General features: G+C 66.5%; 26 protein-coding genes. 8 read left to right on the forward strand and 18 right to left on the reverse strand.

Annotation, left to right across the window (positions count from 1 at the left end; genetic code table 11):
- Positions 1-53: 53 nt before the first annotated feature.
- The 6 genes from ACK8OU_RS04125 to hslO form a co-directional block, all read right to left on the reverse strand.
- A complete protein-coding gene (locus ACK8OU_RS04125; RefSeq protein WP_410302121.1) occupies positions 54-590 on the reverse strand; it encodes a L,D-transpeptidase family protein in 537 nt (178 codons plus the stop codon).
- Between the two features lie 102 nt (positions 591-692).
- Complete coding sequence (locus tag ACK8OU_RS04130; protein ID WP_410302122.1) at positions 693-1,919, reverse strand: class I SAM-dependent RNA methyltransferase; 1,227 nt, start codon at positions 1,917-1,919, stop codon at positions 693-695.
- 56 nt (positions 1,920-1,975) lie between these two features.
- Entirely contained in the window at positions 1,976-3,805 is a 1,830-nt protein-coding gene (locus ACK8OU_RS04135; RefSeq protein WP_410302123.1) for an ABC transporter ATP-binding protein, read from the reverse strand.
- Between the two features lie 54 nt (positions 3,806-3,859).
- A complete protein-coding gene (locus tag ACK8OU_RS04140) occupies positions 3,860-5,002 on the reverse strand; it encodes a CCA tRNA nucleotidyltransferase (RefSeq protein WP_410302124.1) in 1,143 nt (380 codons plus the stop codon).
- The gene (locus ACK8OU_RS04145) at positions 4,999-5,595 is read right to left on the reverse strand and encodes an NUDIX hydrolase (RefSeq protein WP_410302125.1); all 597 of its coding nucleotides are present in this window, start codon (positions 5,593-5,595) and stop codon (positions 4,999-5,001) included. Before ACK8OU_RS04145 ends, ACK8OU_RS04140 begins: the two co-directional genes overlap by 4 nt.
- On the reverse strand, positions 5,588-6,607 hold the full coding sequence (gene hslO, locus ACK8OU_RS04150) for an Hsp33 family molecular chaperone HslO (protein WP_410302126.1): 1,020 nt from the start codon (positions 6,605-6,607) through the stop codon (positions 5,588-5,590). The genes ACK8OU_RS04145 and hslO overlap by 8 nt, the downstream gene beginning before the upstream one ends.
- Before the next feature lie 88 nt (positions 6,608-6,695).
- On the opposite strand from hslO, the gene ACK8OU_RS04155 reads away from it, so the two are divergent.
- A complete protein-coding gene (locus ACK8OU_RS04155; protein WP_410302127.1) occupies positions 6,696-7,145 on the forward strand; it encodes an NUDIX hydrolase in 450 nt (149 codons plus the stop codon).
- A gap of 12 nt (positions 7,146-7,157) precedes the next feature.
- On the opposite strand, the gene ACK8OU_RS04160 is transcribed toward ACK8OU_RS04155, so the two are convergent.
- Complete coding sequence (locus ACK8OU_RS04160) at positions 7,158-8,393, reverse strand: PP2C family protein-serine/threonine phosphatase (RefSeq protein WP_410302128.1); 1,236 nt, start codon at positions 8,391-8,393, stop codon at positions 7,158-7,160.
- 175 nt (positions 8,394-8,568) lie between these two features.
- Here ACK8OU_RS04160 and ACK8OU_RS04165 point away from each other — a divergent pair, with 175 nt between their 5' ends.
- Positions 8,569-8,898 (forward strand): Hpt domain-containing protein, encoded by a 330-nt coding sequence (locus ACK8OU_RS04165; protein WP_410302129.1) that lies wholly within the window; start codon positions 8,569-8,571, stop codon positions 8,896-8,898.
- 18 nt (positions 8,899-8,916) lie between these two features.
- Here ACK8OU_RS04165 and ilvA read toward each other — a convergent pair whose 3' ends face one another.
- A complete protein-coding gene (ilvA, locus tag ACK8OU_RS04170; RefSeq protein WP_410302130.1) occupies positions 8,917-10,164 on the reverse strand; it encodes a threonine ammonia-lyase IlvA in 1,248 nt (415 codons plus the stop codon).
- Positions 10,165-10,338: 174 nt separating this feature from the next.
- Between ilvA and ACK8OU_RS04175 the strand changes: the two genes are divergently transcribed.
- Both ACK8OU_RS04175 and mog read left to right on the forward strand, forming a co-directional pair.
- Positions 10,339-11,568 carry an argininosuccinate synthase gene (locus ACK8OU_RS04175; protein WP_410302131.1) on the forward strand — a complete coding sequence of 410 codons (1,230 nt, stop codon included), beginning with the start codon at positions 10,339-10,341 and terminating at the stop codon, positions 11,566-11,568.
- Positions 11,565-12,101, forward strand: coding sequence for a molybdopterin adenylyltransferase (gene mog / locus ACK8OU_RS04180; protein WP_410302132.1), 537 nt, complete (start codon positions 11,565-11,567; stop codon positions 12,099-12,101). Before ACK8OU_RS04175 ends, mog begins: the two co-directional genes overlap by 4 nt.
- A gap of 21 nt (positions 12,102-12,122) precedes the next feature.
- Here the strand turns inward: mog and ACK8OU_RS04185 are convergent, their stop codons facing one another.
- Together ACK8OU_RS04185 and mutY are read right to left on the reverse strand one after the other, a co-directional pair.
- The gene (locus tag ACK8OU_RS04185) at positions 12,123-13,265 is read right to left on the reverse strand and encodes an alkane 1-monooxygenase (protein ID WP_410302133.1); all 1,143 of its coding nucleotides are present in this window, start codon (positions 13,263-13,265) and stop codon (positions 12,123-12,125) included.
- Between the two features lie 74 nt (positions 13,266-13,339).
- Positions 13,340-14,398, reverse strand: a complete 1,059-nt coding sequence (mutY, locus tag ACK8OU_RS04190) for an A/G-specific adenine glycosylase (protein WP_410302134.1) — start codon at positions 14,396-14,398, stop codon at positions 13,340-13,342.
- A gap of 87 nt (positions 14,399-14,485) precedes the next feature.
- Here mutY and ACK8OU_RS04195 point away from each other — a divergent pair, with 87 nt between their 5' ends.
- Genes ACK8OU_RS04195 through ACK8OU_RS04205 form a run of 3 tightly spaced genes read left to right on the forward strand, consistent with a single transcriptional unit; the run spans position 14,486 to position 16,866 of the window.
- The gene (locus ACK8OU_RS04195; protein ID WP_410302135.1) at positions 14,486-15,046 is read left to right on the forward strand and encodes a DUF721 domain-containing protein; all 561 of its coding nucleotides are present in this window, start codon (positions 14,486-14,488) and stop codon (positions 15,044-15,046) included.
- 3 nt (positions 15,047-15,049) lie between these two features.
- Entirely contained in the window at positions 15,050-15,721 is a 672-nt protein-coding gene (locus ACK8OU_RS04200; protein WP_410302136.1) for a DsbA family protein, read from the forward strand.
- Positions 15,721-16,866, forward strand: a complete 1,146-nt coding sequence (locus ACK8OU_RS04205) for a CaiB/BaiF CoA transferase family protein (RefSeq protein ID WP_410302463.1) — start codon at positions 15,721-15,723, stop codon at positions 16,864-16,866. The genes ACK8OU_RS04200 and ACK8OU_RS04205 overlap by 1 nt, the downstream gene beginning before the upstream one ends.
- A 47-nt stretch (positions 16,867-16,913) precedes the next feature.
- On the opposite strand, the gene lpxK is transcribed toward ACK8OU_RS04205, so the two are convergent.
- The 3 genes from lpxK to ACK8OU_RS04220 are packed head-to-tail and all read right to left on the reverse strand — an operon-like array spanning position 16,914 to position 19,364.
- Positions 16,914-17,906 carry a tetraacyldisaccharide 4'-kinase gene (gene lpxK / locus ACK8OU_RS04210; RefSeq protein WP_410302137.1) on the reverse strand — a complete coding sequence of 331 codons (993 nt, stop codon included), beginning with the start codon at positions 17,904-17,906 and terminating at the stop codon, positions 16,914-16,916.
- Positions 17,906-19,147 (reverse strand): 3-deoxy-D-manno-octulosonic acid transferase, encoded by a 1,242-nt coding sequence (locus ACK8OU_RS04215; protein WP_410302138.1) that lies wholly within the window; start codon positions 19,145-19,147, stop codon positions 17,906-17,908. The genes lpxK and ACK8OU_RS04215 overlap by 1 nt, the downstream gene beginning before the upstream one ends.
- Positions 19,148-19,160: 13 nt before the next feature.
- Positions 19,161-19,364, reverse strand: coding sequence for a DUF4170 domain-containing protein (locus ACK8OU_RS04220; RefSeq protein WP_410302139.1), 204 nt, complete (start codon positions 19,362-19,364; stop codon positions 19,161-19,163).
- 131 nt (positions 19,365-19,495) lie between these two features.
- Here ACK8OU_RS04220 and zapE point away from each other — a divergent pair, with 131 nt between their 5' ends.
- A complete protein-coding gene (gene zapE / locus ACK8OU_RS04225) occupies positions 19,496-20,575 on the forward strand; it encodes a cell division protein ZapE (protein WP_410302140.1) in 1,080 nt (359 codons plus the stop codon).
- On the opposite strand, the gene ACK8OU_RS04230 is transcribed toward zapE, so the two are convergent.
- The 5 genes from ACK8OU_RS04230 to ACK8OU_RS04250 all read right to left on the reverse strand — a co-directional run bounded on the left by ACK8OU_RS04230 (position 20,572) and on the right by ACK8OU_RS04250 (position 26,348).
- Positions 20,572-21,594, reverse strand: coding sequence for an LLM class flavin-dependent oxidoreductase (locus ACK8OU_RS04230; protein ID WP_410302141.1), 1,023 nt, complete (start codon positions 21,592-21,594; stop codon positions 20,572-20,574). The two genes, zapE and ACK8OU_RS04230, sit on opposite strands and share 4 nt — an antisense overlap.
- A gap of 80 nt (positions 21,595-21,674) precedes the next feature.
- A complete protein-coding gene (locus ACK8OU_RS04235) occupies positions 21,675-22,949 on the reverse strand; it encodes a bifunctional folylpolyglutamate synthase/dihydrofolate synthase (protein WP_410302142.1) in 1,275 nt (424 codons plus the stop codon).
- Between the two features lie 76 nt (positions 22,950-23,025).
- Complete coding sequence (accD, locus tag ACK8OU_RS04240) at positions 23,026-23,946, reverse strand: acetyl-CoA carboxylase, carboxyltransferase subunit beta (protein WP_410302143.1); 921 nt, start codon at positions 23,944-23,946, stop codon at positions 23,026-23,028.
- A gap of 60 nt (positions 23,947-24,006) precedes the next feature.
- A complete protein-coding gene (locus ACK8OU_RS04245) occupies positions 24,007-24,903 on the reverse strand; it encodes a CPBP family intramembrane glutamic endopeptidase (RefSeq protein ID WP_410302144.1) in 897 nt (298 codons plus the stop codon).
- Positions 24,903-26,348, reverse strand: coding sequence for an amidase (locus ACK8OU_RS04250; RefSeq protein ID WP_410302145.1), 1,446 nt, complete (start codon positions 26,346-26,348; stop codon positions 24,903-24,905). Before ACK8OU_RS04250 ends, ACK8OU_RS04245 begins: the two co-directional genes overlap by 1 nt.
- Positions 26,349-26,452 lie beyond the last annotated feature (104 nt).

Raw genomic sequence — 26,452 nt, forward strand, 5'->3', positions numbered from 1 at the left:
GCGGAGACCGGCAGCAAAAGGGCCCCGCAGGGCCCTTTTTCATGGGGTGATCTTCAGGGAAAAATGAAGATCGGCGTGTGGTCGCGCACCATCGAATAGATTTCCTCGATCTCGGCATCGGTCACTGCGATGCAGCCTGCCGTCCAGTCCCTGCTGCGGCCATTGTTCTTGCCCGCCTCGCCATGGATGAAAATATCGCCCCCCGGCTTTTTGCCCCGGGATTCGGCATGGGCGCGGTCGCGGTCGTTCGGATAGGAAATCCCCAGCGACAGGTGATAGGCGCTGTTGCCGTTGCGCCGATCGATCCAATAGGCGCCTTCCGGCGTCTTGCCATCGCCTTCGAACTGCTTGTGCCCGATCGGGTTGCCGCCCAGCTTGATGTCGTATTTCTTCAGTACATGGGTGCCGGAAACAAGATACATCTTCCGTTTTTCCTTGAAGACCTGCACCTGCGTGACCGGGGGGCCGTCATAGTGGCGGAACTTTGGGCCGCCACCGCTGAAACCGCTGCTGTCGCCGCCACAACCGCCAAGCAGGCTTAGCCCGCCCAGGGCTGCGCTGCCGAATAGGATTGATCTTCGTGTCTGCATGCCACTGCCCGTATGCCTGCCAATCGGCTTTTCTTGTTTGACGGGAAACTAACGCGGATTCGTGTTTCTCGCCAGTGTTCGCACGGGCCGATCACGATTGTGTCAGCGCGGCAGGCTGAAGCGCGCTGCCAGTTCGACATGGGCCGACCAGCGGAACTGATCGATCACGCGGACCCAGTCGATCCGATAGCCCGCGCCGACCAACGTTCTGGCATCGCGGGCAAAAGTGACCGGGTTGCAGGACACATGCGCCAGTACCGGTACCTGCGCGGCGGCGATCTGGGCCACTTGCGCCTCGGCCCCGGCGCGGGGCGGGTCGATCACGACCGCGTCGAACCGGGCCAGTTCGTCGGGCAGCAACGGGCGGCGGAACAGATCGCGCGTCTCGGTCGTGACACGTTTCAGGCCCTGCGCCGCGCGCCAGCCCCGGTCCAGCGCAGCGATCATCGCGGTCTCGCCCTCAACGGCGTGCACCTCGGCCTGTTCGGCCAGCGGCAGGGCAAAGGTGCCCGACCCGGCAAACAGATCGGCGATCCGCCCGGCCTTGCCTACGGCAGCGCGGACGGCCGCCAGCAAGGCGGCCTCGCCCTCGGCGGTGGCTTGCAGAAAGGCCCCGGCGGGCGGGGTGACGCGCGCCTTGCCGAAATGCTGGATCGGGGGGCGGCGTGCGGCCACAGTATCGCGGTTCCAGTCCAGGCGCGCCAGATCGTGACGGCGGGCCAGATCGGCCAGTGCCTCGAACAGGGGCGGATCGATTTCTTTGCCGCCTTGGGCAGCGATCTCGCCCCCGGCATCGGACAGGGTCAGGGTAAAGGCCACCTCGGCCTTGCGGCTGGCGCCAAGGGCGGTCGCCTCATGCAGGGCGGGCAGCATGGCCATCAGTTCCGGCCGCAGGATCAGGCAGTCGCGCAGATCGACCAGCGTATCCGAACCGCGGGCGTGAAAGCCCACCAGCGTGCCCGTCTTGGTGCGCCGCCCCGCCAGCGTCGCGCGCCGCCGTGACCGGGGCGGCGAGGTGTCGACCCCGGTAACCGGCGCCTCCAGCCCCTGACCGGCAAGCGCCACGCGCACCACCTCGGCCTTCCAGGCTTCGACGAAACGATCCGAGGCGTGTTGCAAAACACATCCGCCGCAGGCGCGGTAATGCGGGCAGGGCGGGCGCACCCGGTCGGCGCTGGGTGTCAGGATGCGGGGGGTGGCGATGCGACCGGCGGTCATCGCGCCTTCCACGACCTCGCCGGGCAGGGCCATGGCGACATGGACGGTGCCCTCCGGGCCACGGGCCACGCCATCGGCATGCAGGGACAGGCGGTCAATTGTCAGGGGCATGGGCATCCTTTCCTTCGCAAGCCGGATAGCAGGCCTGCGTGCGCGGTGCAAAGGCCCTATTCCGCCGCCTCGGCCCCGTCCTCCTTCAGGCCCAGGAAGCCGCCTGACTGCCGGTCCCAGTAGCGCGCATAAAGGCCGCCCAGCGCCAACAACCCGGCATGGCTGCCCTGTTCCACGATCCGGCCCCGATCCAGCACGACAATCCGGTCCATTTCCGCGATGGTCGACAGCCGGTGCGCGATGGCCAGGACGGTCTTATCCGCCATCACCCGGTGCAGCGCCGCCTGGATCGAGGCTTCGACCTCACTGTCCAGCGCACTTGTCGCCTCGTCCAGCACAAGGATCGGTGCATCCTTCAGGAAGGCACGCGCAAGGGCGATGCGCTGGCGCTGGCCGCCCGACAGCTTGACCCCCCGTTCGCCCAGTGTGGCGTCATAGCCGCGGTTGCCCTTGTGGTCCTGCAGGCCAAGGATGAAGTCATGCGCCTCGGCGGCCCGTGCCGCGGCGATCATCTGATCCTCGGTCGCGTCGGGGCGGCCATACAGGATGTTTTCGCGCGCGGAACGGTTGAACATCGCGGTTTCCTGGGTGACCATCCCGATCTGGCGGCGCAGGCTTTCCTGCGTCACCTTGCGGACGTCCTGTCCGTCAATCAGCACGCGGCCCGACTCGGCATCGTAAAGCCGCAGCAAAAGCGCCACGAGCGTGGATTTTCCCGCGCCCGAGGCCCCGACGATCCCCAGCCGTTCGCCCGGGCGGATGACAAGGTCGATGCCCTCTACCCCGCCGGCGCGTCGGCCATAGGCGAAAGAGACGCCTTCAAACCGGATCTCACCCCGGGCCTTGGTCAGTTCGGCGGCGCCCGGCGCATCGGTCAGCGCATGTGGCGCGGCCAGCGTGCGCATGCCATCCTCGACCTCGCCCACGGACCCCCAGATCCCCATCAGCGCGGTGGATACCCAGCCCGACATCTGCGCGATGCGCATCGCAATCGCGCCCGAGGCCGCGATATCGCCCGCGCTGGCCGCGCCCTGCTGCCACATCAGGATTGCCGCACCGACCAGGATCACCGGCAATATTCCCGACAGCGCCATCTGTGACATCCGGTAGGTGGTGGACACAACGCCGAAATCACGGGCGCGGGTGCGGAAGGTGGCCATTGCCCCCAGCGCGGCGCGGTCCTCATGTGCGGCATGGGCGAACAGCTTGACTGTCTTGATGTTGGTCACCGTATCGACGACCTGCCCCGTCACCATCGCCCGGGCCGAGGCGCGCGCGGCCGATTTCCCCCGAACCCGGGGAAGAAACCAGCGGATCAGCGACAGATACAGGATCAGCCAGATCGTCATCCCCATCGCGCCCCAGATATCGACACCCAGAAGGAACGCGATCGAGCCGACAATCGAGGCCAGCGCGAAGGCGCCGGTATTGATGATCTCGGTCGCCACATCGGTGACGGCACGGGCGGTCTGCATCTGCTTTTGTGCGATGCGGCCCGCGAAATCATTGTCAAAGAAGGTGACGGACTGACCCATCGTCCAGCGATGCAGCCGCGACAGTACCAAAGGCATTACATTGGGGTTGATCAGCAGGTTCGATGCTGCCGAAGACATGCCAAAGGCCATCGGGCGCAGCAGCAGATAGAACCCGGCAAAAGCCGTCATCAGCGGCCAGTTGTCGGCAAGGACCCGGCCTGGTTCCGCCGCCAGCGCGGCATCGATCACCCATCCCAGCAGGAAGGCGGAAACCACCTCCATCGTGCCGGACAGGGCCGACAGCGCGCCGGCAAGCCACAGGGCGGGCCATGACCCCTTCAGGCACCAGCGGAAAAACGCACCAAGTCGCTGTGGCGGGGGCCCTTCGGCGGGGCGGAAGGGGTCAATCATCGGATCACTCGCTTTCATCGCCAACATATAGGGCGGTGCGGCTGTATCCAAGGGTCAGGTCAGAAGCTCATGCCGCGACAGGGTAAATCCCGATGCGATCCACCGCGCCTCAAGTTCCTGCAGGCGTGCGCCAAGCGCGGGTCCGGACAGCGCCGGCATCAGATCGGCTGCGACGACAGGAAACCGCGCCGCCGCCCCTTGCGCCACCGCCGCCTGCCAGCCTTGGGGCGGGGCCTCGCCCAACAGTGCGGCACGGACCAGAACCGCATTCGCCCCATCCGTCGCGCCCAGACGATAGCCCAGGGTGCCGGGGGATGCCTCGTGCCGCGCAAGGACAAGGTTTGCAAGCCGCTTTGCCTCGGCCCTGGACAGGCGCAGGCGTTCGGCCACGCCTTCGCCCCCCAGAACCGTCAGCCGCCGGATCGGGTCGGGCGGGGCACCGGCTTCCAGATGCAGCAGAACCGCAAGCGCGCGCGCATCTGCCCCGGGCAGGACATGGGCCAGAACCCCCGCCGCCTGCATCGCGGCCAGCGCCGGGGCCGGGTCTGGCGCGGCGAGAGTCTTTTTCAATTCGGCCCCAAGACGTTCGCGCGACAGCCCCTCAAGCCCGCGCGCATGGCGGGCGCAGGCCGCCAGCCCATCAGGTTCTGGTCCCTGATCGGGGTCGCCATACCAGGCGGTGAAGCGGAAAAACCGCAGGATCCGCAGGTAATCTTCGCGGATACGGTCGCCGGGGTGGCCCACGAACCGCACCCGCCGCGCCGCCAGATCCGCCAGCCCCGTCCCCAACGGGTCCAGAACCTGTCCATCGGCGCGGGCATAAAGCGCGTTTATGGTGAAATCGCGCCGCGCGGCATCGTCCTCGATCCGGTCGGAAAAGGCCACTACCGCATGGCGGCCAAAGGTTTCCACATCACGCCGAAAGGTGGTGATTTCATGGGGAAGATGATCCGCGACCACGGTGATGGTGCCATGTTCGATCCCGGTGGGCACGGCTTTCAGCCCCGCGGCGGCCGCCAGTTCCAGCACCCGTTCGGGCCGCGCATCGGTGGATATGTCGATATCCGATACCGCCTGCCCCAGCAGCGCGTTGCGCACGCAGCCCCCGACCAGCAGCCCCTGATGGCCACCCCGATCCAGCATCGCCAGAACCTGCTGGACATGATCGGCCTCGATCCACGCACCCGACAGCTTCATGGCGCCATCCTGTCCGCCAGCGCCCGCAGGATACGCGCGGTCGCGCCCCAGATGTAATAGGGGCCATAGGGCACAACATAATAATGCCGCCTTGTGCCCAGCCAGCGCCGGCCCTCGATGCTAAAGTTCGCCAGGCCGGCGACATGCGCCAGCGGCACGGTGAAGGCCTCGGCGACCTCGCCCGCTTCGGGGGTGGGAACAAAGGGCGCGCGAACCCGGGCCAGCACCGGGGTCACCAGGAAGCCGGTCACCGTCTCATGCGCTGCCATCGTGCCCAACACCTCGACATTGCCGGGCGACAGGCCGATTTCTTCGTGCGATTCGCGCAGCGCCGCGCCGACCGGGCCAGAATCGCCCGGATCGACCTTGCCGCCGGGAAAGGCGATCTGGCCGGGGTGGTTGCGCAGATGCGAAGATCGTTTCGTCAGGTGCAGCACCACGCCATCGGCCCTGTCCTCGAACGCCAGCAAAACCCCGGCGGGGCGAAGCCTGCGTCCCTCGGGAAGGGGGGGGCCGGGGTTCAGATCGTAATCCGACGACGGCCGCCCCGGTCGCGCCAGAGCGGCAAGAACCGGGGCAAGCGGATCAGCCATCCGAAGGCTCCCTGGGGGTGCCATCGGGGTTCTTTTGCGCCTCAAAGCCAAGGCTTTGCGGATCGAATATGTAATGCGCACCGCAGAACTGGCAATCGGCGGTGACCGTGCCCTGATCGGTAGTCATATGCGCGATGTCCTTGGCCGAATAGATCGAAAGCGATTCCCGCACCCGGTCCGCGGAACAGGTGCAGCCGAATTCCATACGCTGGGGATCGAAGACGCGCGGCGCTTCCTCATGGAACAGGCGCACAAGCAGGTCGGTGGGCTGCACCGTGGGGCCGATCAGTTCCATCTCCTCAACCGTATCCAGCAGCATGTTCACACGGCGCCAGTTCTCACCCTCATCACCTTCGACCAGATCGTGGTGGTGCAGCAACCCACCCTCGCCCGAGCCTTCACCCGATGCGGCGAACGGCGAGGCCTTGGGCATGTGCTGGATCATCACCCCCCCCGCGCGCCAACGTTCGCCCTGACCGGGCAGGGTCGAACGGCCATAGGACAGCGAAAACCGCGTGGGCAGCTGTTCGGACTGGGCAAAATAGGTCTCGGCGCAGGCGGCAAGCGACCCGCCCGCGATCGGGGTAATGCCCTGATACGGCACCATTCCCTGGCCCTGATCGATCAGGATCGCGAAATACCCCGCGCCGATCTGGGCGAAGGGATTGGCGGCAGGGTCCAGCGCCTCGGCGTCAAAGCTGGCCCAGCCACGGATACGCGCCGGCGCGCCATCATCCGACGGGCCATAGTAATCGGTCGCGATGATCCGCACCGGACCATTGCCGCGGATCTGCAGCGACAGTTTCCAGCGCAGCTTGATCGTCTGGCCGATCAGCGCGGTCAGCAAGGCAGCCTCGGCCACCAGCCCCTCAATCGCGGGGGGGTAATCGTGTTGCGCCAGAATCCGTTCCAGAACACCGTCCAGCCGGGCGACCCTGCCGCGGATATCGGACAGGTCCAGCTGAAACGGCAGGACGGTATCGTCCCAGGCGATTTGCGAAAGCGTGGTCATCAGGGTTCCTTGGGGGTTTTCGAACAGCCCGGGGGCTGGCATACCCCGGCAATATAGGCACGGCAACCGATCACCCAAGGGGCAAGCCATGATCCGACGTTTTGGTGAGACGGTGAAACGCGGTCAGCGCTATGCCCTGCGCCCCGGTGCCTATGCCGTCCTGCGGCAGGGACACCGGGTGCTGGTGACCCATCAATCCTGGCCGCAGCCGGAATTTCAGCTGCCTGGCGGCGGCATTGACCCCGGTGAAAGCGCGATCCGTGCCCTGCACCGCGAGGTGCGGGAAGAAACCGGCTGGATCATCGCGCGACCCGTGCGCCTGGGGGCGTTCCGGCGGTTCACCTTCATGCCGGAATACGATCGCTGGGCGGAAAAGCTGTGCACCATCTATGCCGCGCGTCCGGTGCGGCCGGTCGGACCGCCAACCGAACCGGGGCATCGCGCGGTATGGCTGCCCCTGGATGAGGCGCTGGATGCGCTGGGCAATGAAGGTGACCGCCATTTTCTGGCGGTGGCGCTTGCGGCGCTGCGCGGCTGAACCGGGCGGCGGTCAATCCGCATTCGCCTTCGCGCCGAAGAAATCGAATACCACCGCCGAGACATCATCGGTCAGGTTGTCATCAGCATAGGCCGCAAGATCCCACATCAGCGATTTCAGAAATGCGGGCCCCGGCAGATCGGCATGGCGCAGCATCAGATCGCGCAGCCCGTCTTCGCCCAGAAGGGTGCCCTGCGGGTCCGTAGCCTCGGTCATGCCGTCGGACATCAGCAACAGCCGGTCCCCCGGCTTCAGCACGGTTTCGCTTGTTTCATAGGCCGCCCCCTCGATCAGGCCGACGGGCAGGCCGCCGACCCCGATATATTCCACATCCCCGCCCGCCCGGCGTACCGCCGGATGCGGATGCCCGGCCTGCACCAGCAAGACGCGGCCTGACACCAGGTCGACATCTGCATAGACCAGCGTGAAATAGCTTTCGGTTTCCATTTCCTCCAGAACGAGGGCGTTCAGGTGTGCCGCCAGTTCGGCCGGGGGGCGGGCGTCATAGATGCCATATTCGGTCTGGATCAGGGCGATGTTCTGTTCGGGCGATGCGCCTGACAGATAGCCCGCCAGCCGCGCCGTCATCAGCGCCGATGTGATCCCGTGGCCCGAAACGTCAATGCCGAACAGCGCCACGCGCCGCGCATTGATCGGGAAAAAACCGACCAGATCGCCCCCGACATGGCCCGAAGGCCGCAGCAGCAGCGACACCTCGGCGCTGCCAAAGCTGCGGTGGCGTTCCCTGATAAGGCTTTGCTGCAGCTTTTGCGCCTCGATCAGGTCGCGGTTGATCGCTTCTTGCTGGGCGCGCAGCAGGCGGTTCTTTTCCTTCAGTTCACGTTCCATCCGCAGGATGCGTTCGCCTGCGGCCAGGCGCGCGCGCAGTTCATCGCCGCTGACGGGTTTGGACATGAAATCATCCGCCCCGCTTTCCAGCCCCTGGGCGACCTCATTCTTTTCGGTCTTTGAGGTGAGCAGGATGAAGTAGCCATATCCCGACCGATCCATCCCGCGGAACCAGCGGCAGAAATCAACCCCGCTCATCCCCGGCATCATCCAGTCTGAAATTACCAGGTCTGGTTCGGATTTCCCACAGATTTCAATGGCTTCTTCCGCAGTCGCGGCCTCGACCACCTCATACCCCGAACGTGACAGCTGCGCCGACAGAATCCGGCGCTGCATCCGGCTGTCATCCACGACAAGCACCCGGCGCGCCCCGTCAGGGGCGGGGGTAGCCCACGTCATTTCACGATCGGCTGCCATCTGCTGCAAATCAAGACCCCGGAAACAATCACCTGGTGATCCTAGCCACGCCCCCTTAACGGCAGGTGAACCGAAATCGGGCATGCGGATTAAAGCTTCGGAAATCTTTGCGCCCTAAGCTTATCTGTGGTGAAGGATTCCTGTGGTGGAGGGTATGATGATTGACTGGAGCCGGGTCGCGGAACTGCGATCCGAAATCGGTGCGGACGGGTTTGCCGAGGTGTTGGACCTGTTCCTGGATGAGGTTGAGGGCGTGGTAATGCGCCTGGGCCAGCGCCCCGAAAAGCTGGGGGAGGAATTGCATTTCCTGAAAGGTTCGGCCTGGAACCTGGGCTTTGCGGCCTTTGGTGCGATCTGTCAGGACGGTGAACGCAAATGTGCGGCCGGTCAGCAGGACCAGGTCGATGTTGGCGCTGTAATCGATTGCTATGGCCGGTCCAAGGTGCAGTTCATGGCCCGCGTTGCAGAATTCTGTGACGCGGCATGATCGCGGCGGGCGGGGTCGTCAGATCAGGAAATCCGCAAGCGCCTCATCCTCGGTGATGTCACGATAACTGAAGCCGGCGGCGTCAAGTTTGCCGGTCAGGTCCTGAAAGGCCCCGGCCTGCTTCGTCTCGATCCCGATCAGGACCGAGCCGAAGTTGCGGGCTGATTTCTTCAGGTATTCAAAGCGCGCGATATCGTCATCGGGGCCCAGCATGTGCAGGAATTCACGCAGGGCGCCGGGGCGCTGCGGCATGCGCAGGATGAAATATTTCTTCAGCCCCGAATATCGTTGCGCGCGTTCCTTGACTTCGGGCAGCCGCTCGAAATCGAAATTCCCGCCCGAGGTGACGCAGACCACGGTCTTGCCGCGAATGTCCTCGGCCAGTTCGGGCAGGACATCGACCGACAGCGCCCCGGCGGGTTCCAGGACGATGCCCTCGACGTTCAGCATTTCCAGCATGGTGATGCAAATCCGGTCCTCGGGGGCAAGCAGCACCTGGTCCGGGCGGACCCAGTCCAGCCGTTCGAAGGTCAATGTGCCAAGCCGTGCAACCGCCGCGCCATCGACAAAGGAATTCACCTGCTTCAGCGTGACCGGGTGACCGGCCGCCACGGCCGCGGTCAGGCTGGCGCCGCCAAGCGGTTCGACAAAGCGGAAATCGACCGCAGGCGCCACCTCGCGCAGGTAGCCGGTGACACCGGCCGCAAGCCCGCCACCGCCTGTGGGCAGGATCACCATGTCAGGCGCGCCGCCCAGCTGCGCAAAGATTTCCACCCCCACGCTGGCCTGCCCCTCGATCACGTCGGCATCATCGAAGGGGGACAGGAAATGTGCGCCAAGCCGGGCGCAGTAATCCTGGCTGGCGGCCAGCGTCTGGTCGAAATAGTCGCCGGTCAGCACGATTTCCACCGCCGCCCCGCCGAAGGTTCTGGTCTTGTCGATCTTTTGCTGCGGCGTTGTTACTGGCATGAAGATGGTGCCGCGCACCCCGAAATGGCGGCAGGCATAGGCAACGCCCTGGGCGTGGTTGCCGGCGCTGGCACAGACAAAGTGGTCTTGCGCGGGGTCGGTGGCGCGCACCTTGCGCATCGCGGTGAAGGCGCCGCGCAGCTTGTAGCTGCGCACGGGGGTCAGATCCTCGCGTTTCAGCCAGATGTCCGCGCCGTAGCGGTTCGACAGGTGGTCGTTGCGTTGCAGCGGCGTCGGGTCGAACAACTCGCGCAGCGCCTTGGTTGCCTGCCGCGCTGTCTCTGAAAAGCCGCCCATGATCCAACCCTCGCCTGACCGTTCGCCCCGTTCGGCCACGAAGCACCGCCTGTGTCAAGCCGCGCCGACCGACAGGACCGTGCCACCCGGCCTTTCACATGGCACACCCTTGCCCGAAGGGGAAAAACCCAATAGACCCCGTTGCGATATTCCTTGCGCTAAAGAGGCTGCCCCATGTCCGCGCCCAAGAAAGTTGTCCTGGCCTATTCCGGTGGTCTTGATACCTCGATCATCCTGAAATGGCTGCAAACCGAATATGGCTGCGAGGTGATCACATTCACCGCAGACCTGGGCCAGGGCGAGGAACTGGAACCCGCGCGTGCCAAGGCGGAACTGCTGGGCATCAGGCCGGAAAACATTCATATTGAGGATGTGCGCGAGGAATTCGTGCGTGATTTCGTCTTCCCGATGTTCCGGGCCAATGCGCTGTATGAAGGGCTGTACCTGCTGGGAACCTCGATCGCGCGGCCGCTGATCTCGAAGCGGCTGGTGGAACTGGCGCATGAACATGGCGCCGATGCGGTGGCCCATGGCGCGACCGGCAAGGGCAACGATCAGGTGCGCTTTGAACTGTCGGCCTATGCGCTGGACCCCGCGATCAAGGTGATCGCCCCCTGGCGCGAATGGGATCTGACCAGCCGCACCAAGCTGCTGGAATTTGCTGAACAGAACCAGATTCCGATCGCCAAGGACAAGCGCGGCGAAGCGCCGTTCTCGGTCGATGCGAATCTGCTGCACACCTCGTCCGAGGGCAAGGTGCTGGAAAATCCCGCGGATGAGGCGCCCGACTACGTCTATCAGCGCACCGTCCACCCCGAGGATGCCCCCGATGAGCCCGAGATGGTGGAAATCGAGTTTGAGCGTGGCGATGCGGTCGGCATCAACGGCCAGCGTATGAGCCCCGCCACGATCCTGACCCGTCTGAACGAACTGGGCGGCACGCATGGCGTGGGCCGGCTTGACCTGGTAGAAAACCGTTTCGTGGGCATGAAGTCGCGCGGCGTTTATGAAACCCCCGGCGGCACCATCCTGCTGGAGGCGCACCGCGGCATTGAACAGATCACGCTGGATGCGGGCGCGGGCCATCTGAAGGATTCGATCATGCCGCGCTATGCAGAGCTGATCTACAATGGCTTCTGGTTCAGCCCCGAACGCGAAATGCTGCAAGCCCTGATCGACAAAAGCCAGGAACACGTCACCGGCACGGTGCGCGTGAAACTTTACAAGGGGTCGGCCCGGACGGTGGCGCGCTGGTCGGATCATTCGCTTTATTCCGAAAAGCATGTGACGTTTGAGGAAGACGCCGGCGCCTATGATCAGAAGGATGCGGCGGGCTTCATCCGGCTGAATGCGTTGCGGCTGAAACTGATCGCAACGCGCAACGCACGGGTTGCGAAGAAATGACCGCCGCCCAGCCCCGCGCCGCCATTGTCACCGTGTCCGACCGCGCATCCAGCGGCGAATATGAGGATAAGGGCGGCCCCGGCTGCGAAGACTGGCTGCGCGGCGTGGTGACCTCGCCGCTCAGCATCACACGCCACATCATCCCCGACGGGCGCGCCAGTGTGGCCGAAACCCTGCGCAAGCTGGTGGATGAAGGCGCCGACCTGATCCTGGTGACGGGCGGCACCGGCCCGGCCCCGCGCGATGAGACGCCCGAAGGCGTCGCGGTGGTGGTTGAAAAGGAACTGGCCGGCTTTGGCGAGGAAATGCGTCGCGCCTCGTTGCGCGAAGTGCCCACCGCGATCCTGTCGCGCCAAAGCGCGGGCATTGCGGGCAAGTCGCTGATCATCACCCTGCCTGGCAAGCCTTCGGCGATTGCCACCTGCCTTGACGCGGTCTTCGCTGCCGTGCCCTATTGCCTTGATCTGATCGGCGCGGCACGGATCGAAACCGATCCGGCCAGGATCGCGGCTTTCCGCCCCAGGCAGGGCTGAACCGGCCCGCGCGGCTGCGCGTCACGCCGATCCGCGCGGCAGCGGCGTCCTGCCCTTGTTGTAATCGCCCCAGTCGGTGATGTGCGGATAGTGCTGCCGCCGCCAGGCGCGAACGCGCGGGTTCATCCGCCGCCGCCACAGGGGCGGGATCATCGCCAGCGCGGCCATCGCGGGGTAACCCAGGGGCAGCTGTGGCGCTTCTTGCGGGGGGTAGGTCTGTAGCAGGGGAAAGCGGCGTTCAGGTTTGAAATGGTGGTCGGAATGGCGCTGCAGATTGATCAGCAGCCAGTTCGACGCCGTTTGCGGCGCGTTCCAGCTGTGCCGCGGCAGGACATGTTCATAGCGCCCCTCGCCCCGGTATTCCCGCGTCAGGCCGTAATGTTCGATGTAATTGGTCAGTTCCAGCTGCCAGATGGCGACGAAGGCCTGAAAGGCGAACAGGCCCAGCCCCGCCCAGCCGCCCACGGCAAAGGCAAGCACCAGTGCCGCCGCCTGCAAACCTGCGTAGCGCCAGAACGGGTTGCTGCGGTGCCAGACGGGACGGCCCGCCCGGGCCAGCATCATCGCTTCGGCCCGCCAGGCCGAGGCCGGGCAGTCATGCAGCACGCGCCAGAAAAAGCGGTGGAAGCCTTCGTTGTAGCGCGCCGTCACCGCATCGCGGGGGGTGCCGACATAGCGGTGGTGAACCAGCAGATGTTCGGTGCGGAAATGGGAATACAGAACCATGGCCAGCAGCAGATCGCCCAGCCAGCGTTCGGCTGGGCTTTTCTGGTGCAGCAGTTCATGCGCGTAGACGATCCCGATCGATCCCGAAATCACGCCCGCGCCGAAAAACAGTCCCAGCGTTTCGGCAAGGCCCAGATGATTGGTGTGGGTGGCCCACCAGATCAGGCCGAAAATCGTCAGGAACTGGACCGGAAACCAGATCAGCGTGATCAGCCGGTACCAGAACAGGTCCGCGTCGGGGGTTGTGACGTCGGGGTTGTCCTCATTCAGGCCCAGAAGCGCGTCCAGCAGGCTGACCATCACCCAGCCGTAAATGGGCAGCAGCAGCACCGTCCAGCCGCCTGCCACCGCCCCCAGGGCGGCCAGTGGTACCATCCCCAGCGACAGCCAGAAGGGCAGGGCGCGTCCGGGGCGGCGGATGTCGGTGGCGGTGGACATGGGTTCCTCGGCAAGGTCACGGTGGTAAGGTCGCTGTGCGGCGGATGATAGCGGCGCGTTCGGGGTGCGCGCAATCACCCCCGCTGCGGCCAATCGGCGCCCTCGGCCAGCGCCCAGACCTTGCGCATCAGGGTGGGCAAGGCGGCGGGGCGGAAATCGGCGCGCGGGGTAAAGCCGTCTGTCCCCGGGGTCACCGTGACAAAGACCCGCAGGGTCAGGTGGAAATGGGTGAAGGTGTGGCGCACGACGCCCGGCGCCGCGCGCCAGTCGGCGGGAAAGGGCGGGGCAGGGCTGGGCGTTTCGGACCAATCCGATCCGGGAAAGCCCAGGGTGCCGCCCAGCAGGCCCCGGTCCGGGCGGCGTTCCAGCAGCACCCCGCCCGCCGGGTCGCGCGCAACATAGGCAAAGCCCATCCGTTCCGGCTTGGCGGCCTTGGGCGCCTTGCGCGGCAGATCGGCGGCGATGCCCGCCTGTTGTGCCTGGCACCGACCCCGCAGCGGGCAGATCCCGCAGGCGGGGCTGCGCGGGGTGCAGATCGTGGCGCCCAGATCCATCATCGCCTGGGCATGATCGCCGGGGCGCGCCTGCGGCGTGATCCGGCCGGCCAGCGCGACCAGTTCCGGCTTGGCCCCGGGCAGCGGCGTTTGCACCGCGAACAGGCGGCTGACCACGCGTTCGACATTGCCATCGACGACCACCGCCGGTTCGTCAAAGGCGATCGCGGCGATCGCGGCGGCGGTATAGGGGCCGATGCCGGGCAACGCGCGCAGGGCCTGGGCATCGCCGGGAAACTGACCGCCGTGATCCTGCACCACCGCGCGCGCGCATTTCAAAAGGTTGCGCGCACGGGCGTAATAGCCAAGTCCGGCCCAGGCCGCCATCACGGCGCCGTCCCCGGCGGCGGCCAGATCGTGGACCGTGGGCCAGGTCTCGGTGAACCGGCGGAAATAGGCGCGCACCGCGGCAACGGTGGTCTGCTGCAGCATCACCTCGGACAGCCAGACGCGATAGGGGTCCGGGCGCTGCCCGGCGGTACGCTCGGCCGGGCCGACGCGCCAGGGCATCACGCGCGCTTCGCGGTCATACCAGTCCAGCAGCGCAGCGCCGATCAGGCTGTCGGTGTCGTCACGCAATCTTTATGCCCCCCTTCGGTGCTATCCGCTGGCAATGCCTCGCTACCTGCCTAGAATAGGACGGGGCAAAGGGAAAGACGGGCGGGCATGGTCAAGGGCGCGGTCAAGGGCATGGGCGGTGGCGGGGCCAGCCGCAGGATGCGCGGCTTTGAACCCGCGGCCGGCCTGGTCAAGGACCGTATCCGCAACGCCGGCGAGGCGCGCGGATTTGCCGTTTCGCGTCTTCTGACACACTGGTCCGAAGTCGTGGGCGAGGACATCGCCGCCCAGACCCGGCCGGTCAAGATCGGCTATGCCAAGGGCGGCTTTGGCGCCACGCTGACGTTGCTGACGATCGGCGCGGCGGCACCGATGTTGCAGATGCAGCTGCCCCGCATCCGCGAACGGGTCAACGCCTGCTATGGCTATAACGCGATTTCGCGCGTGATCCTGACGCAGACCGCCCCGATCGGCTTTGCCGAAGGGCAGGCCCAGTTCGCCCCCGCGCCCAAACCCCCGCCCCCTGCCGCGCCGGACCCCCAGATCCGCGCCCGCGCCAGCGAAACCGCGCAGGGATTTTCAGACCCCGGCCTGCGGGCCGCTCTTGAAACCCTTGCCGCCAATGTCTTATCCCGGGCCGCGAACCGGGCCCCGTCGAAGAAAGGCTGACCGATGACGACGACTTCTTCCAAGCTTCTGGCCGGTGCGCTGGCTGCCGTGGTTCTGGCCGGTGGCGGCTGGTGGTTGACGCGTGGCGCGGCCCCTGCCGATGGCGCGCTTAGCCTGGCCGCCGTGGCGCAGGAAACCGGCGATGCGCAGATCCTGCCCGACATGGTTATGGGCCAGCAGGATGCGCCGGTTACGCTGATCGAATATGCGTCCTTCACCTGCCCGCATTGCGCCAGCTTCCACGAAAACGTCGTGGACCGGCTGAAGGCCGATTATGTCGATACCGGCAAGGTCCGCTTTATCCACCGCGAGGTGTATTTCGACAAGTTCGGCCTTTGGGCCGGGCTGGTCGCCAGCTGCGGCGGCGCGCCCAAGTATTTCGCTATCGCCGACATGATCTATGACACCCAGCGCGACTGGATCGGCAATGGCCAGGATGCGACCGTCGCTGCCAATCTGCGCAAGATCGGGCTGAAGGCCGGGCTGAGCGGGGATCAGCTGGAGGCCTGCCTGAACGATCAGGCGCGGGCCCAGCAGATGGTGGCAACCTATCAGAAGAACGCAACCGCCGATGACATTTCGGCCACGCCCACGCTGGTCATCAACGGCACGAAACATTCCAACATGAGCTATGAGGATCTGAAGGCGATCCTTGACAAGGAACTGGCGAAGTAATCATGACACCGCTGAACGGGCTGAAAGTCGTCGAACTGGCGCGGATTCTGGCTGGCCCCTGGGCGGGCCAGATCCTGGCCGATCTGGGCGCCGAGGTGATCAAGGTCGAGGCGCCCGAAGGCGACGACACCCGCCGCTGGGGCCCCCCTTTCATCACCCGCGACGGCGAGGAAACGGCGGCCTATTTCCACGCCACCAATCGCGGCAAGCAATCGGTGATCTGTGATTTCCGCACCCCCGAAGGCCAGGCCTTCGTGCGCGAACTGGTGGCCGGTGCCGACATCCTGATCGAGAATTTCAAGGTCGGCGGTCTGGCGAAATACGGGCTGGATTACGCCTCGCTGCGCGCGGTCAACCCGCGGCTGATCTATTGTTCGGTCACCGGCTTTGGCCAGACCGGCCCCTATGCGCACCGGGCGGGCTATGACTATATCATCCAGGGCATGTCGGGCCTGATGAGCGTGACCGGCGAACCCGATGGCCAGCCGCAGAAGGTGGGCGTGGCGGTGACGGATGTGTTCACCGGCATCTATGCCTCAACCGCGATTCTGGCGGCGCTGCACCAGCGCAATGCCACCGGCGAAGGGCAGCATGTGGACATGGCCCTGTTCGACGTGGCCACCGCGATCATGGCCAATCAGGCGATGAACTATCTGGCCACGGGCGTATCGCCGCAGCGGATGGGCAATGCACATCCCAACCTTGTGCCCTACGCGGTCTTTCCCTGTTCGGATGGCTTCGTGATTCTGGCGACGGGCAATGACAGCCAGTATCGCAAGCTGTGCGCCATTCTGGGCCTGGACGATCTGGCCGAAGATCCGCGCTATCTGACCAATGCCGACCGTATCGCCAACCGCGATGAACTTGGCGCGCTGATCGCCGGCAAAAGCCGGGCCTTCACCCGCGCCGATCTGCTGGCCGCCTGTGAGACCCGCGGTGTGCCCGCCGGCCCGATCAATGAAATGGCCGATGTCTTTGCCGATCCGCAGATCGTCGCGCGCGGGATGCAGATCGCGCCGGATGGTGTGCCGGGGGTGCGGCTGCCGGTGACCTTCTCGGGGGCGGATCTGGCGCTGGACCGGCCCTCGCCGAAGTTGGGCGAACATGACGCCCGGGTTCGCGCGACGCTGAAGGCGAAGGCCTGACCGGGGGGGGCTATGGCCCCCGGAACCACACCGATCCGCTGGGCCAGTCAAAGCCCGATCCGGGCCAGTGCGGCATCCAGGGGCGCGGTGTCGTCGATCTGCAGGCGCACCGGCAGCGCCAGCACCTTGGGCCGGAAACTGGCGGGCAGGCGGGCGGCGTCCTTTTCGGTGGTGACCATTTGCGCGCTCAGCAGGCGGGATTCGCTTTCCAGCCGGGTCAGAAGCGCGGGGGTGAAGGGCTGGTGATCTTCCAGCGCCTCGCCGCGGACCAGATCGGCGCCAAGCCCGCGCAGCGTGGCAAAGAATTTCTCGGGATGGCCAATCCCGGCAAAGGCCAGAACACGCAGGCCTTGCCAATCCATTCCCGTCTGCAGCGGGCACAGCGCGCCGGTCAGATGCGGGATGTTGATCGCTGCGCCCCAGCTTTGGGCAAAGGCCGCCTGCGCGCCGGTGGCGCCGATGGACAGCAGCAAATCCGCACGCCGAAGCCCAACCGCCACGGGTTCGCGCAGCGGCCCCGCAGGCAGGCAACGGCCATTACCAAAGCCCCTGGCGGCATCGACCACGACGATCGACAGATCCCTGGCCAACGATGCGTTCTGGTGCCCGTCATCCAGAATGATCGCCTGCGCGCCCGCCGCCACCGCCGCGCGCGCGCCCGCCGCCCTGTCCTTGGCGACCCAGGTGGGGGTGAAGGCTGATATCAGCAGCGGTTCATCGCCGGTTTCGGCGGCGCTGTGGTGGCGTTCATTTACCTGAACGGGGCCGTCAAGGTTACCGCCGTGGCCGCGGCTGACGACATGGGCGGCAACCCGGCGCGCGGCAAGGTGCTGTGCCAGCGCGATCACGGTGGGGGTCTTGCCGGTGCCGCCGGCATTGATGTTGCCCACGCAGATGACCGGCACATCCACCCGTTCACGCGCGCCCCGGGCCAGCCGTCGTGCCGTGCCGGCGGCATAAAGCGCCCCCAGCGGTGCAAGCAGGCGCGCCTGCCAGGCCGGGCGGTTCTGCGGGGTGTACCAGAATATCGGTGCGCGCATCATCCTGCCCCTTGTTTCGCGGTCTTGGCGCCATCAAGCACGGCCAGGATGGTCCGGGTCACGCGTTCGGCAACACCCGCCCCGCCCGAGGTAACCGCCCAGGCATTATGCGCCAGGATCGCCGCCTTGTCCGGCGCGATAAGATCGGCCACCGCCTCGCCCAGACTGGCGCCATCGGTCACGGCACGGGCGGCGCGCGCCTCGGTCAGGCGGGCGTATTGCGCGGCATAGGGCGCGACCTGCGGTCCATGCAGGATGGCCGCACCAAGGGCCGCCGCCTCTTCAGGCGGGCGCGGCGCAAACCCGGTGCCGCTGATCGTGCCGCCCATATAGGCCACGGGCGCCAGCCGATACCACAGCCCGTATTCCCCCGGATCGTCGGTCAGGAAGATCTGGGTATCCTCATCGGGTTCGCCTTCGCGCATGCGGCAGGCGATGTCCCAGCCCTCGGCCTCCAGGCGCTGGGCCAGGTCGATGGCGGTACCGCCGTCTTCGGGGGCCAGGATCAGAAGCATCCGATGGGCATGGCGCAGCGCATGGGCATGGGCGGTAACTACCGCGTCAAGTTCGGCCGGCGGCACGGCGGTGGCAAGCCAGACCGGGCGCGCCCGCATCTGCGCCGCGATCGAGGTGCGTTCGGCCTCGGAACAGCGCAGGGGTACGGGTGGCTCGGTCAACTGGCCGGCAACCTCCAGCCGGTCGCGCGGCGCGCCAAGACGGGCCAGCGTGGCGGCGCTTGGCTGATCTTCGGCCATGATCCGCACAAACCGCGACAGAAGCGCGCGTGCCATGCCGTGGCGAAACCGCCAGCGCGCGGCCTCGGCCGGGCCAAGCCTGGCATTGGCCAGAAACAGGGGCACACCGGCCCCGGCCATCCCTGCGATCAGCGCGGGCGCGGCCCCGGCCCCCAGGATGACGCCCAGATCCGGCTGCCAGTGATCGCGGAACGCGTTGATGTCGCCCAGCGTTTCGGGCGCGGGCTGCATCTGGGTGATGCCGGGCAGGCCGTTGCCGTCCAGCGCGCCTTCGGCGGTGGTTACCAGGACCTGCAAGGCCGGTCGCGCCGCGATCAGATGACGCGCGATCAGCGCCGCTGCCGTGTTCGCGGCACCGCGGGGCACATGCAGCCAGACCAGGGTCCCCGCCGGGCGTGCCACGCCCGCCAGCGTCCCGCCGTAGGACGGCCGCTGGGCGCGCGGCTGCCGCAGCAGATGCAGCCAAAGCAGAAGGGACCGGCGCATCGGTGCAATCCTGTCAGGTGCCAAGATCCCCCGTGGCCGATCTGGCGGCCTCCTCGTGACGCAGCCGGGCATCATCCGCGCTGCGCCGGGACGCGGCGGAATTGGGGACGATCCCGGCGGCATGCCGCTTGTCCATATCCGTGGGCCGGGGAAGGGACAGATCGACCAGCGCGCCGCCAAACGCAAGGTGAAGGCGCTGGGGGATCGCTTTGGTCATCGCAGGCTCCTGTCGCAAGATACGGTGCGGCGAGCCTATGCCAAGCGCAACGCGGGCTCAAGCCAGGGGCGGAAGCGGGAGCGCGGCAGAGCCGCTTTTCAATCGCGCATGCGCGCGCTATGCGAAGCGTCATGAAACAGACCCTGACCCAGATCTATGACGCCCGTGTCAGCGCGGGGACCCTGCGGGCCGATGCCGCGCAACGATCGGTTCTGCCGATGCTGGAAACGGTGCGCGCCGCGCTGGAGACACCGCGCAAGGGCGGGTTGCTGGGCCGGTTCGCCAAGGCCCCGCCGGCGCCACGCGGGCTTTATCTGTGGGGCGGTGTCGGGCGCGGCAAGTCTATGCTGATGGATCTGTTCTGCGAGGCGGTGGCCGTGCCAAAGCGGCGCGTGCATTTCCACGCCTTCATGCAGGAAATTCAAGCAAGGCTGCACGAGGTGCGCAAGACCCATGTACAGGATGCCATCCGCCCGGTGGCGCAGGCGGTGGCCGATGACGTGCGGCTGTTGTGCTTTGACGAAATGCAGATCACCGATATCGCCGATGCGATGATCGTGGGGCGGCTGTTCGAATATCTGTTCGACATGGGGGTTACGGTCGTGACCACCTCGAACCGGGTACCAGAGGATCTGTACAAGAACGGGCTGAACCGGCAGTTGTTCTTGCCGTTCATCGCCCTGATCCGGGGGCAGATGGATGTGCACGAACTGGAAAGCGAAACCGATTACCGCCAGCACCGGCTGGCCGGGGCGCAGGTCTATTTCACGCCGGCGGGTGTGCCTGCGCGTGCGGCAATGGACGGGCTTTGGGATGAGCTGACCGGCCATGATGCGGCCAGCCGTCTGGTCCTGACCGTCAAGGGCCGCGAACTGGTGCTGCCGCATTACCATAACGGGGTGGGGCGTGCGTCCTTCTGGGATCTGTGCGCCGCGATGCTGGGCCCGGGCGATTATCTGGCCATCGCTGCGACGGTGCGGGTGCTGTTCGTCGATGACATCCCCCTGCTGTCGGCCGCGAACTTCAATGAGGCCAAGCGATTCGTCACGCTGATCGACGCGCTTTATGAGGCGAAGGTACGCCTGATCTGTTCAGCCGCGGATGAACCCGAGCGGCTGTATATCGAGGGCGAGGGCACCTTTGAATTTGAACGCACGGCATCGCGCCTGCGTGAAATGCAGGGCGCCGAATGGGGCCAGATGCCGGGCTAGGCCAGCATCTCGCGCACAAGGGGGGCAACGCGGGTGCCATAAAGCTCGATGCAGCGCATCAGGCTGTCGTGGCTGACGGGACCGGCGCTGTATTTCAGCGTGAAGCGTTGCAGACCAAGGATTTTCACGGTGCGCGCGATCTTGGCGGCAACTGTTTCCGGGCCGCCGACGTAAAGCGAGCCGTGGGCGATTTCGCGTTCGAAATCCTCGCGCCGGAAGGGCGGCCAGCCGCGTGAGGCGCCGATCCGGTCGTGCATGGCCTTGTAGCCCGCGAAAAAGCTTTGGCGCGCGGTCTCATCTGTTTTGCCGATATGGCCCGGCGAATGCACCCCCAGCAGGCCCGGCGTGGTGCCCAGCTGCGCATGGACCCGGCGAAACAGATCGACATGGCCCGCGAAACGCGCCGGATCGCCGCCAATGATCGCCAGCATCATCGGCAAGCCGTGGCTGGCCGCCCGGATCACCGATTCCGGGCTGCCGCCCACGCCCAGCCAGGTGCGGATCGGGGTTTCGGCGCGCGGATAGATGGTGACGCCTTTCAAGGGCGCGCGATGCTTGCCCGTGAAGCTGATCCGGTCGTCGCGCAGCAGGCGGGTGAACAGCTCGAATTTTTCTTCGAACAGGGTTTCGTAATCGTTCAGCGCAAAGCCAAACAGCGGGAAGCTTTCGGTGAACGAACCGCGGCCCAGCGTAACCTCGGCCCGGCCCGGCGCCAGCGCGTCGATCGTGGCAAAACGCTGATAGAGCCGGATCGGGTCGTCCGAGGACAGGACCGTGACCGAACTGCCCGCATGGATGCGCGCGGTTTTCTGCAGGATCGCGGTGATCACCGGCTCGGTCGCCGAAATCGCGAAATCGCTGCGGTGATGTTCGCCGATGCCGATGTAGTCAAGGCCAACCTGGTCGGCCAGAACCCCCTCGGCCACGACGTTGCGGATGACCTGCGCGCCGGAAAGGGCACGGCCCTGCGCGTCCTGGGTGATGTCGCCAAAAGTGTCGAGGCCGAATTCAAGTGTCATGGGCTGCTCCGATGTTCCTGCCTGCGCAAGATAGGCGGGAACGCGGCGGTACCAAAGTGGCATCGGCGCACAGAGGGTGTTCAGCCGTTTTCGCGCAGCACCTGCCCCGCCAGATAAAGCGAGCCGCAGATCAGGATGCGCGCGTGCGGGTCGCGGGCGGCAATGGCCTGAACCCCATCCAGCACCGAGACGGCGACCGCGGTATTGGCAAAGCCTGCGGCCCTGGCGGCGGCTTCGGTCGCCTCGGCGGGCAGGGTCGCGGCTTCGCCGGGGATGGGAACGGCCGTCAGGCTGGCGGCGCGCGCGGCCAGCGGGCGCAGGTAGCCACCGATGTCCTTGGTGTTCAGCATGCCGCAAACCAGATGCGTGGGGCGGGTGGGCAGGCGCGCCAGCGTGGCGGCCACGGCCTCGCCCCCGGCGGGGTTGTGGCCACCGTCCAGCCAGAGTTCGGCCTGCGGCGCGGCGGCAACCAGCGGCCCGCAGCGCAGGCGCTGCATCCGGGCGGGCCATTCGGCGCGGGTGACGGCGGCTTCGCAGGTGGTCTCATCGGCACCCAGATGGCGCAGTGCGGCCAGTGCCGCCCCGGCGTTCTGGATCTGATGGGGCCCGGGCAGATTGGGCAGGGGCAGGTCCAGCAGCCCGGTTTCATCCTGATAGATCAGCCTGCCACGGTCTTCGCCCACATGCCAGTGCTGGCCATGCGCCAGAACCGGCGCACCAAGGCGCGCGGCGCGGGATTCGATCACCGCCAGCCCCTCGGGCGTTTGGGGGCCGACGATCACCGGCACGCCGCGCTTGATGATCCCGGCCTTTTCGCCCGCGATTTCGGGCAGGGTTTCGCCCAGATATTGCTGATGGTCGATCGAGACGGGGGTGATGATCGTCAGCCGCGGCGTGTCGATGACATTGGTTGCATCCAGCCTGCCGCCAAGGCCGACCTCAAGCAGGGTCGTGTCGCCGGGGGTGCGCGAGAAAGCCAGAAAGGCGGCGCAGGTGGTGATTTCGAAGAAGGTGATGGGCTGGCCCGCATTCGCAGCTTCGCATTCATCCAGCAGGGCCGCCAGCGCGGGTTCCGAGATCAGGTCGCCCGCCAGACGGATGCGTTCGTGAAACCGTGCCAGATGCGGCGAGGTGTAGGCGTGGACGCGCTGGCCCATCGATTCCAGCCCCGCGCGGATCATCGCCTGTGTCGATCCCTTGCCATTGGTGCCGGCGATGTGAATCACCGGGGGCAAGGCCCTTTCGGGATGGCCAAGCGCGGCCAGAAGCCGGTGGACGCGATCGAGGGTGAGATCGATCACCTTGGGATGCAGCGCCATCAGGCGGGCAAGGATGTCATCGGAGGATTGCGCCATGATAACCCCTGGAACGGCGGGCAGGCCGGGGGCTCTGCCCCCGGACCCCCGGGATATTTGGACAAAGCCGAAGGTGTCAGGCGGTCTTTGTTGCGTCTTCGGCTGCGGGTTCGGCCTTGGGGGCGGGCAGGTCGCCCGCAACCGCGGGGGGCTTGCGCATCAGCATGCGCAGGATGGTGATGAGTTCGTCGCGCAGTTTCGTCCGGTGGGTGACGCGGTCAAGCATGCCGTGGTCAAGCAGATATTCCGCGCGCTGGAAACCTTCGGGCAGTTTTTCACGGATCGTCTGTTCGATCACGCGCGGCCCGGCAAAGCAGATCAGGGCGTTGGGTTCGGCGATCTGGACATCGCCCAGCATCGCATAGCTGGCGGTGACACCGCCCGTGGTGGGATGTGTCAGCACGACGACATAGGGCAGGTTTGCCTCGCGCAGCAGTTCGACCGCGACGGTGGTGCGCGGCATCTGCATCAGCGACAGGATGCCTTCCTGCATGCGCGCGCCGCCCGCGGCGGAAAACAGCACCAGCGGGCGTTTCAGTTTCACCGCGCGTTCGGCCGCCGCGATGATGGCATTGCCGACATACATGCCCATCGACCCGCCCATGAACGAGAAATCCTGGGCGGCGGCGACGATCGGGGTGCGGCCAATTTCACCCTCGGCGACCAGCATCGCCTCTTTCTCGCCGGTGGATTTCTGCGCGGCCTTCAGGCGGTCCGGGTATTTCTTCTGGTCGCGGAACTGCAGCGGATCGGTGATCGGTTCGGGAACCCTGACCTCGGTGAAGATGCCGCCGTCGAACAGCGCGGTGAAGCGTGCGCGCGGCGTGATCGCCATGTGGTGATCGCAGTTGGTACAGACGTTGAGGTTTTCCGACAGTTCCCGATGGAACAGCATCGTGCCGCATTCGGGGCATTTGGACCAAAGGTTCTCGGGCACCTCGCGGCGCGAGAAGAGCGAGTTGATCTTCGGTCGGACGTAGTTCGAGATCCAGTTCATCGGGCAAGCCCCCCTTCCGTCGCGTGCGCCCCAGATAAGCCGGGCGGCGCGGAAATGCAATCAGACGCGCAGCACAAGCCGCGCAAGAAGCCATGAGATCAGCAGCGCCAGCGCATCCACCGCAAGCCAGGGCAGAAGTTGGCCGGCATCGCGCGGGTTGATCACGATGGTGTAAAGCGCCAGGCCATCCATGTGGCCGTAAAGCGCGACCAAGAATAGCGCGGATGCATTGGTCGCAAAATGCAGCCCGACCGCGGCGCCGATGGTGCCAGTCCGGGCGGTCAGGTCGGCGGCCAGGTAGCCGAAGGCCGCAGCCCAGAGCGCGGGCCAGATCGCATTCGCGCCGAAGGTTCCGGGGGCGTAATGCAGCGCGCCGAACAGGGCGGCGGGCGCGACCATCCAGACCAGCCGCGCCGTGCTTCGGGCGGCCAGTTGCTGCAGCAGATAGCCGCGGAACAAAAGCTCCTCGGTCGCGACCTGGACCAACAGCAACGGCAGCGCGACGGGGGCCCAGGTCAGCAGGGATGCGAGGGGTGTGCTTTTACCGATTTCGGGGGACAGGGCGGTCAGTGGCAGCAGCGCAACCCAAAGCGCCGTCAGCGGCAGCGCGGTGCGCGTGAAGTCGGCGATGGCGCGGGGCAGGGGGCCGATGAGCGTGCCCGGATTGCGCCGGTGGATCAGCCATGTCGCCACCAGCATCGCGGCGCAAAGCGGCAGGAAGGTCGCAAACAGCACGATCACCCCGCGTGGCGTGTCCGCCGTGCTTAGTTCCAGCAGAATCTGCGCGGCGCGCCAGGTGCCCAGCAGGTTGGCCAGCGCCGCGATCAGCGCCTGGATCGCCGCGAAATATAGCGCGCCGATCAGCGCCAGGGCGACCAGCAGCCGCCACCATTGCGCCCTTGGCCGGGCCGGTGCGACGAAAGCCGCAAGCGCGGCGTATCGTGGGGCCGGTGTCATTACGGGCCCGCCGTCGCTGCAAGGGGCGGGCGGCGGTGGAACCAGGGGCGGGCGGCTTCCAGTTCGGCGCAGAGCGCGATCAGGGTTTCGTCGGCGCCAAAGGGCGCTGCCAGATGGATGCCGATCGGCAGGCCTCCGGTCGACCAGGCCAGTGGCAGCGATGCTGCGGGCTGGCCCGAGGCGTTGAAGGCCGCGCAGAAGGGCGAATAGTCAAAGACCATGCCGGGGCCGGTGCGGAAATGCACGAAATCCTCGGTCTCATGGGAAAAGCGGCCGATCCGGGCGGGCAGTTCGGCCAGGGTCGCGGTCAGAAGGATGTCAAAGCGGGCGAAAAAGTCGGCCATCTGTCGGCCATAGGCGTGGATCTGGCCCAGCGCCTGCAGGTAATCCGCGCCCGAGAGCGTTTCGGCATAGGCGCAGGCGCCGCGGCTGACGCCTTCGACCAGATCGGGGGAGAGCGGGCGCCCGCCCAGATCGGTGCGGACCGAAAGCGCGGTGCCGCAGGCGACGATCCGGGTCCAGGCATGCATCATCGCCTCGGTATCGGCGGTGGGGCGGGCAGGCTCGACCACGTGCCCAAGGCATTCCAGCAGCCGGCCTGCATCGCGCACGGCCTCGGCCACCTCGGGGTCGATCGGGGTGCCGGTCAAGGTGGTGTCGCAGATCGCTACGCGCAGGCGCGGTGGCGGGCGGGTGATCGCATCGCCATAGCCGCGCGCAAGCGGCGGCGGCCAGTAGGGCGCGCCCGGATCGGGGCCGGCGCAGGCATCCAGCAGCACCGCGGTGTCGCGCACAGATCGGCTAAGGAAGCCGTCGATCGCCATTCCGCCCCAGCCCTCGCCGGAAAACGGGCCATCGGGCAGGCGTGCCCGTGTGGCCTTGAAGCCGAACAGCCCGCAGCAGGCGGCCGGTATGCGGATCGACCCGCCCCCGTCCGATCCATGCGCCACCGGCACGATCCCGGCCGCCACCGCCGCCCCGGCCCCGCCCGACGATCCGCCCGGCGTGCGCGACAGATCCCAAGGGTTGCGGGTGGGCCCGCCATAGACCGCCGCCTCGGTCGTGACACCGATCCCGTTTTCGGGCGCGGTGGTGCGGCCAAAGGTGACAACGCCGGTGGCCCGGATACGGTCCCAGATCGCGCTGTCGGCGCTTTCCGTCGCAGGCGGCAGGATGCGTGAGCCCGAGGCGCAGGGGAATTCGGCCGATTCCGCGCCCAGATCCTTGAGCAGGAACGGCACCCCCCGCAGCGGGCCGGCCGGCAGCCCCCGCGCGATATGCCGCCGCGCCAGATCGGGCTGTTGCCAGACCACCGCATTCAGCGCAGGGTTCAGCGCGCGGGTCCGGGCCAAAGCGGTATCCAACAGGTCTGCCGCCGTCACATCGCCGCGCGCCACAAGCGCGGCCATGGCAACAGCATCCAGCGCATCATATTCTGCGATCATCCTGGTCCCCCGCTCATGCATGCAAACTAGCCCCGGCCGGGGCCAAGCGGTAGCCCCGCGATTGCACTTTACTTTGCCCCACGGGCGGCGGATGAATGACCGCC

This window comes from Pontitalea aquivivens (assembly GCF_046507575.1).
GTDB lineage: Bacteria > Pseudomonadota > Alphaproteobacteria > Rhodobacterales > Rhodobacteraceae > Pontitalea > Pontitalea aquivivens.

Excerpts from the sequence above, each read along its gene's own strand:
- ACK8OU_RS04125 (WP_410302121.1), bottom strand. The coding sequence starts at position 590 with ATGCAGACACGAAGATCAATCCTATTCGGCAGCGCAGCCCTGGGCGGG.
- ACK8OU_RS04130 (WP_410302122.1), bottom strand. The coding sequence starts at position 1,919 with ATGCCCCTGACAATTGACCGCCTGTCCCTGCATGCCGATGGCGTGGCC.
- ACK8OU_RS04135 (WP_410302123.1), bottom strand. The coding sequence starts at position 3,805 with ATGATTGACCCCTTCCGCCCCGCCGAAGGGCCCCCGCCACAGCGACTT.
- ACK8OU_RS04140 (WP_410302124.1), bottom strand. The coding sequence starts at position 5,002 with ATGAAGCTGTCGGGTGCGTGGATCGAGGCCGATCATGTCCAGCAGGTT.
- ACK8OU_RS04145 (WP_410302125.1), bottom strand. The coding sequence starts at position 5,595 with ATGGCTGATCCGCTTGCCCCGGTTCTTGCCGCTCTGGCGCGACCGGGG.
- hslO (WP_410302126.1), bottom strand. The coding sequence starts at position 6,607 with ATGACCACGCTTTCGCAAATCGCCTGGGACGATACCGTCCTGCCGTTT.
- ACK8OU_RS04155 (WP_410302127.1), top strand. The coding sequence starts at position 6,696 with ATGATCCGACGTTTTGGTGAGACGGTGAAACGCGGTCAGCGCTATGCC.
- ACK8OU_RS04160 (WP_410302128.1), bottom strand. The coding sequence starts at position 8,393 with ATGACGTGGGCTACCCCCGCCCCTGACGGGGCGCGCCGGGTGCTTGTC.
- ACK8OU_RS04165 (WP_410302129.1), top strand. The coding sequence starts at position 8,569 with ATGATTGACTGGAGCCGGGTCGCGGAACTGCGATCCGAAATCGGTGCG.
- ilvA (WP_410302130.1), bottom strand. The coding sequence starts at position 10,164 with ATGGGCGGCTTTTCAGAGACAGCGCGGCAGGCAACCAAGGCGCTGCGC.
- ACK8OU_RS04175 (WP_410302131.1), top strand. The coding sequence starts at position 10,339 with ATGTCCGCGCCCAAGAAAGTTGTCCTGGCCTATTCCGGTGGTCTTGAT.
- mog (WP_410302132.1), top strand. The coding sequence starts at position 11,565 with ATGACCGCCGCCCAGCCCCGCGCCGCCATTGTCACCGTGTCCGACCGC.
- ACK8OU_RS04185 (WP_410302133.1), bottom strand. The coding sequence starts at position 13,265 with ATGTCCACCGCCACCGACATCCGCCGCCCCGGACGCGCCCTGCCCTTC.
- ACK8OU_RS04195 (WP_410302135.1), top strand. The coding sequence starts at position 14,486 with ATGGTCAAGGGCGCGGTCAAGGGCATGGGCGGTGGCGGGGCCAGCCGC.
- ACK8OU_RS04200 (WP_410302136.1), top strand. The coding sequence starts at position 15,050 with ATGACGACGACTTCTTCCAAGCTTCTGGCCGGTGCGCTGGCTGCCGTG.
- lpxK (WP_410302137.1), bottom strand. The coding sequence starts at position 17,906 with ATGCGCGCACCGATATTCTGGTACACCCCGCAGAACCGCCCGGCCTGG.
- ACK8OU_RS04215 (WP_410302138.1), bottom strand. The coding sequence starts at position 19,147 with ATGCGCCGGTCCCTTCTGCTTTGGCTGCATCTGCTGCGGCAGCCGCGC.
- ACK8OU_RS04220 (WP_410302139.1), bottom strand. The coding sequence starts at position 19,364 with ATGACCAAAGCGATCCCCCAGCGCCTTCACCTTGCGTTTGGCGGCGCG.
- zapE (WP_410302140.1), top strand. The coding sequence starts at position 19,496 with ATGAAACAGACCCTGACCCAGATCTATGACGCCCGTGTCAGCGCGGGG.
- ACK8OU_RS04230 (WP_410302141.1), bottom strand. The coding sequence starts at position 21,594 with ATGACACTTGAATTCGGCCTCGACACTTTTGGCGACATCACCCAGGAC.
- ACK8OU_RS04235 (WP_410302142.1), bottom strand. The coding sequence starts at position 22,949 with ATGGCGCAATCCTCCGATGACATCCTTGCCCGCCTGATGGCGCTGCAT.
- accD (WP_410302143.1), bottom strand. The coding sequence starts at position 23,946 with ATGAACTGGATCTCGAACTACGTCCGACCGAAGATCAACTCGCTCTTC.
- ACK8OU_RS04245 (WP_410302144.1), bottom strand. The coding sequence starts at position 24,903 with ATGACACCGGCCCCACGATACGCCGCGCTTGCGGCTTTCGTCGCACCG.
- ACK8OU_RS04250 (WP_410302145.1), bottom strand. The coding sequence starts at position 26,348 with ATGATCGCAGAATATGATGCGCTGGATGCTGTTGCCATGGCCGCGCTT.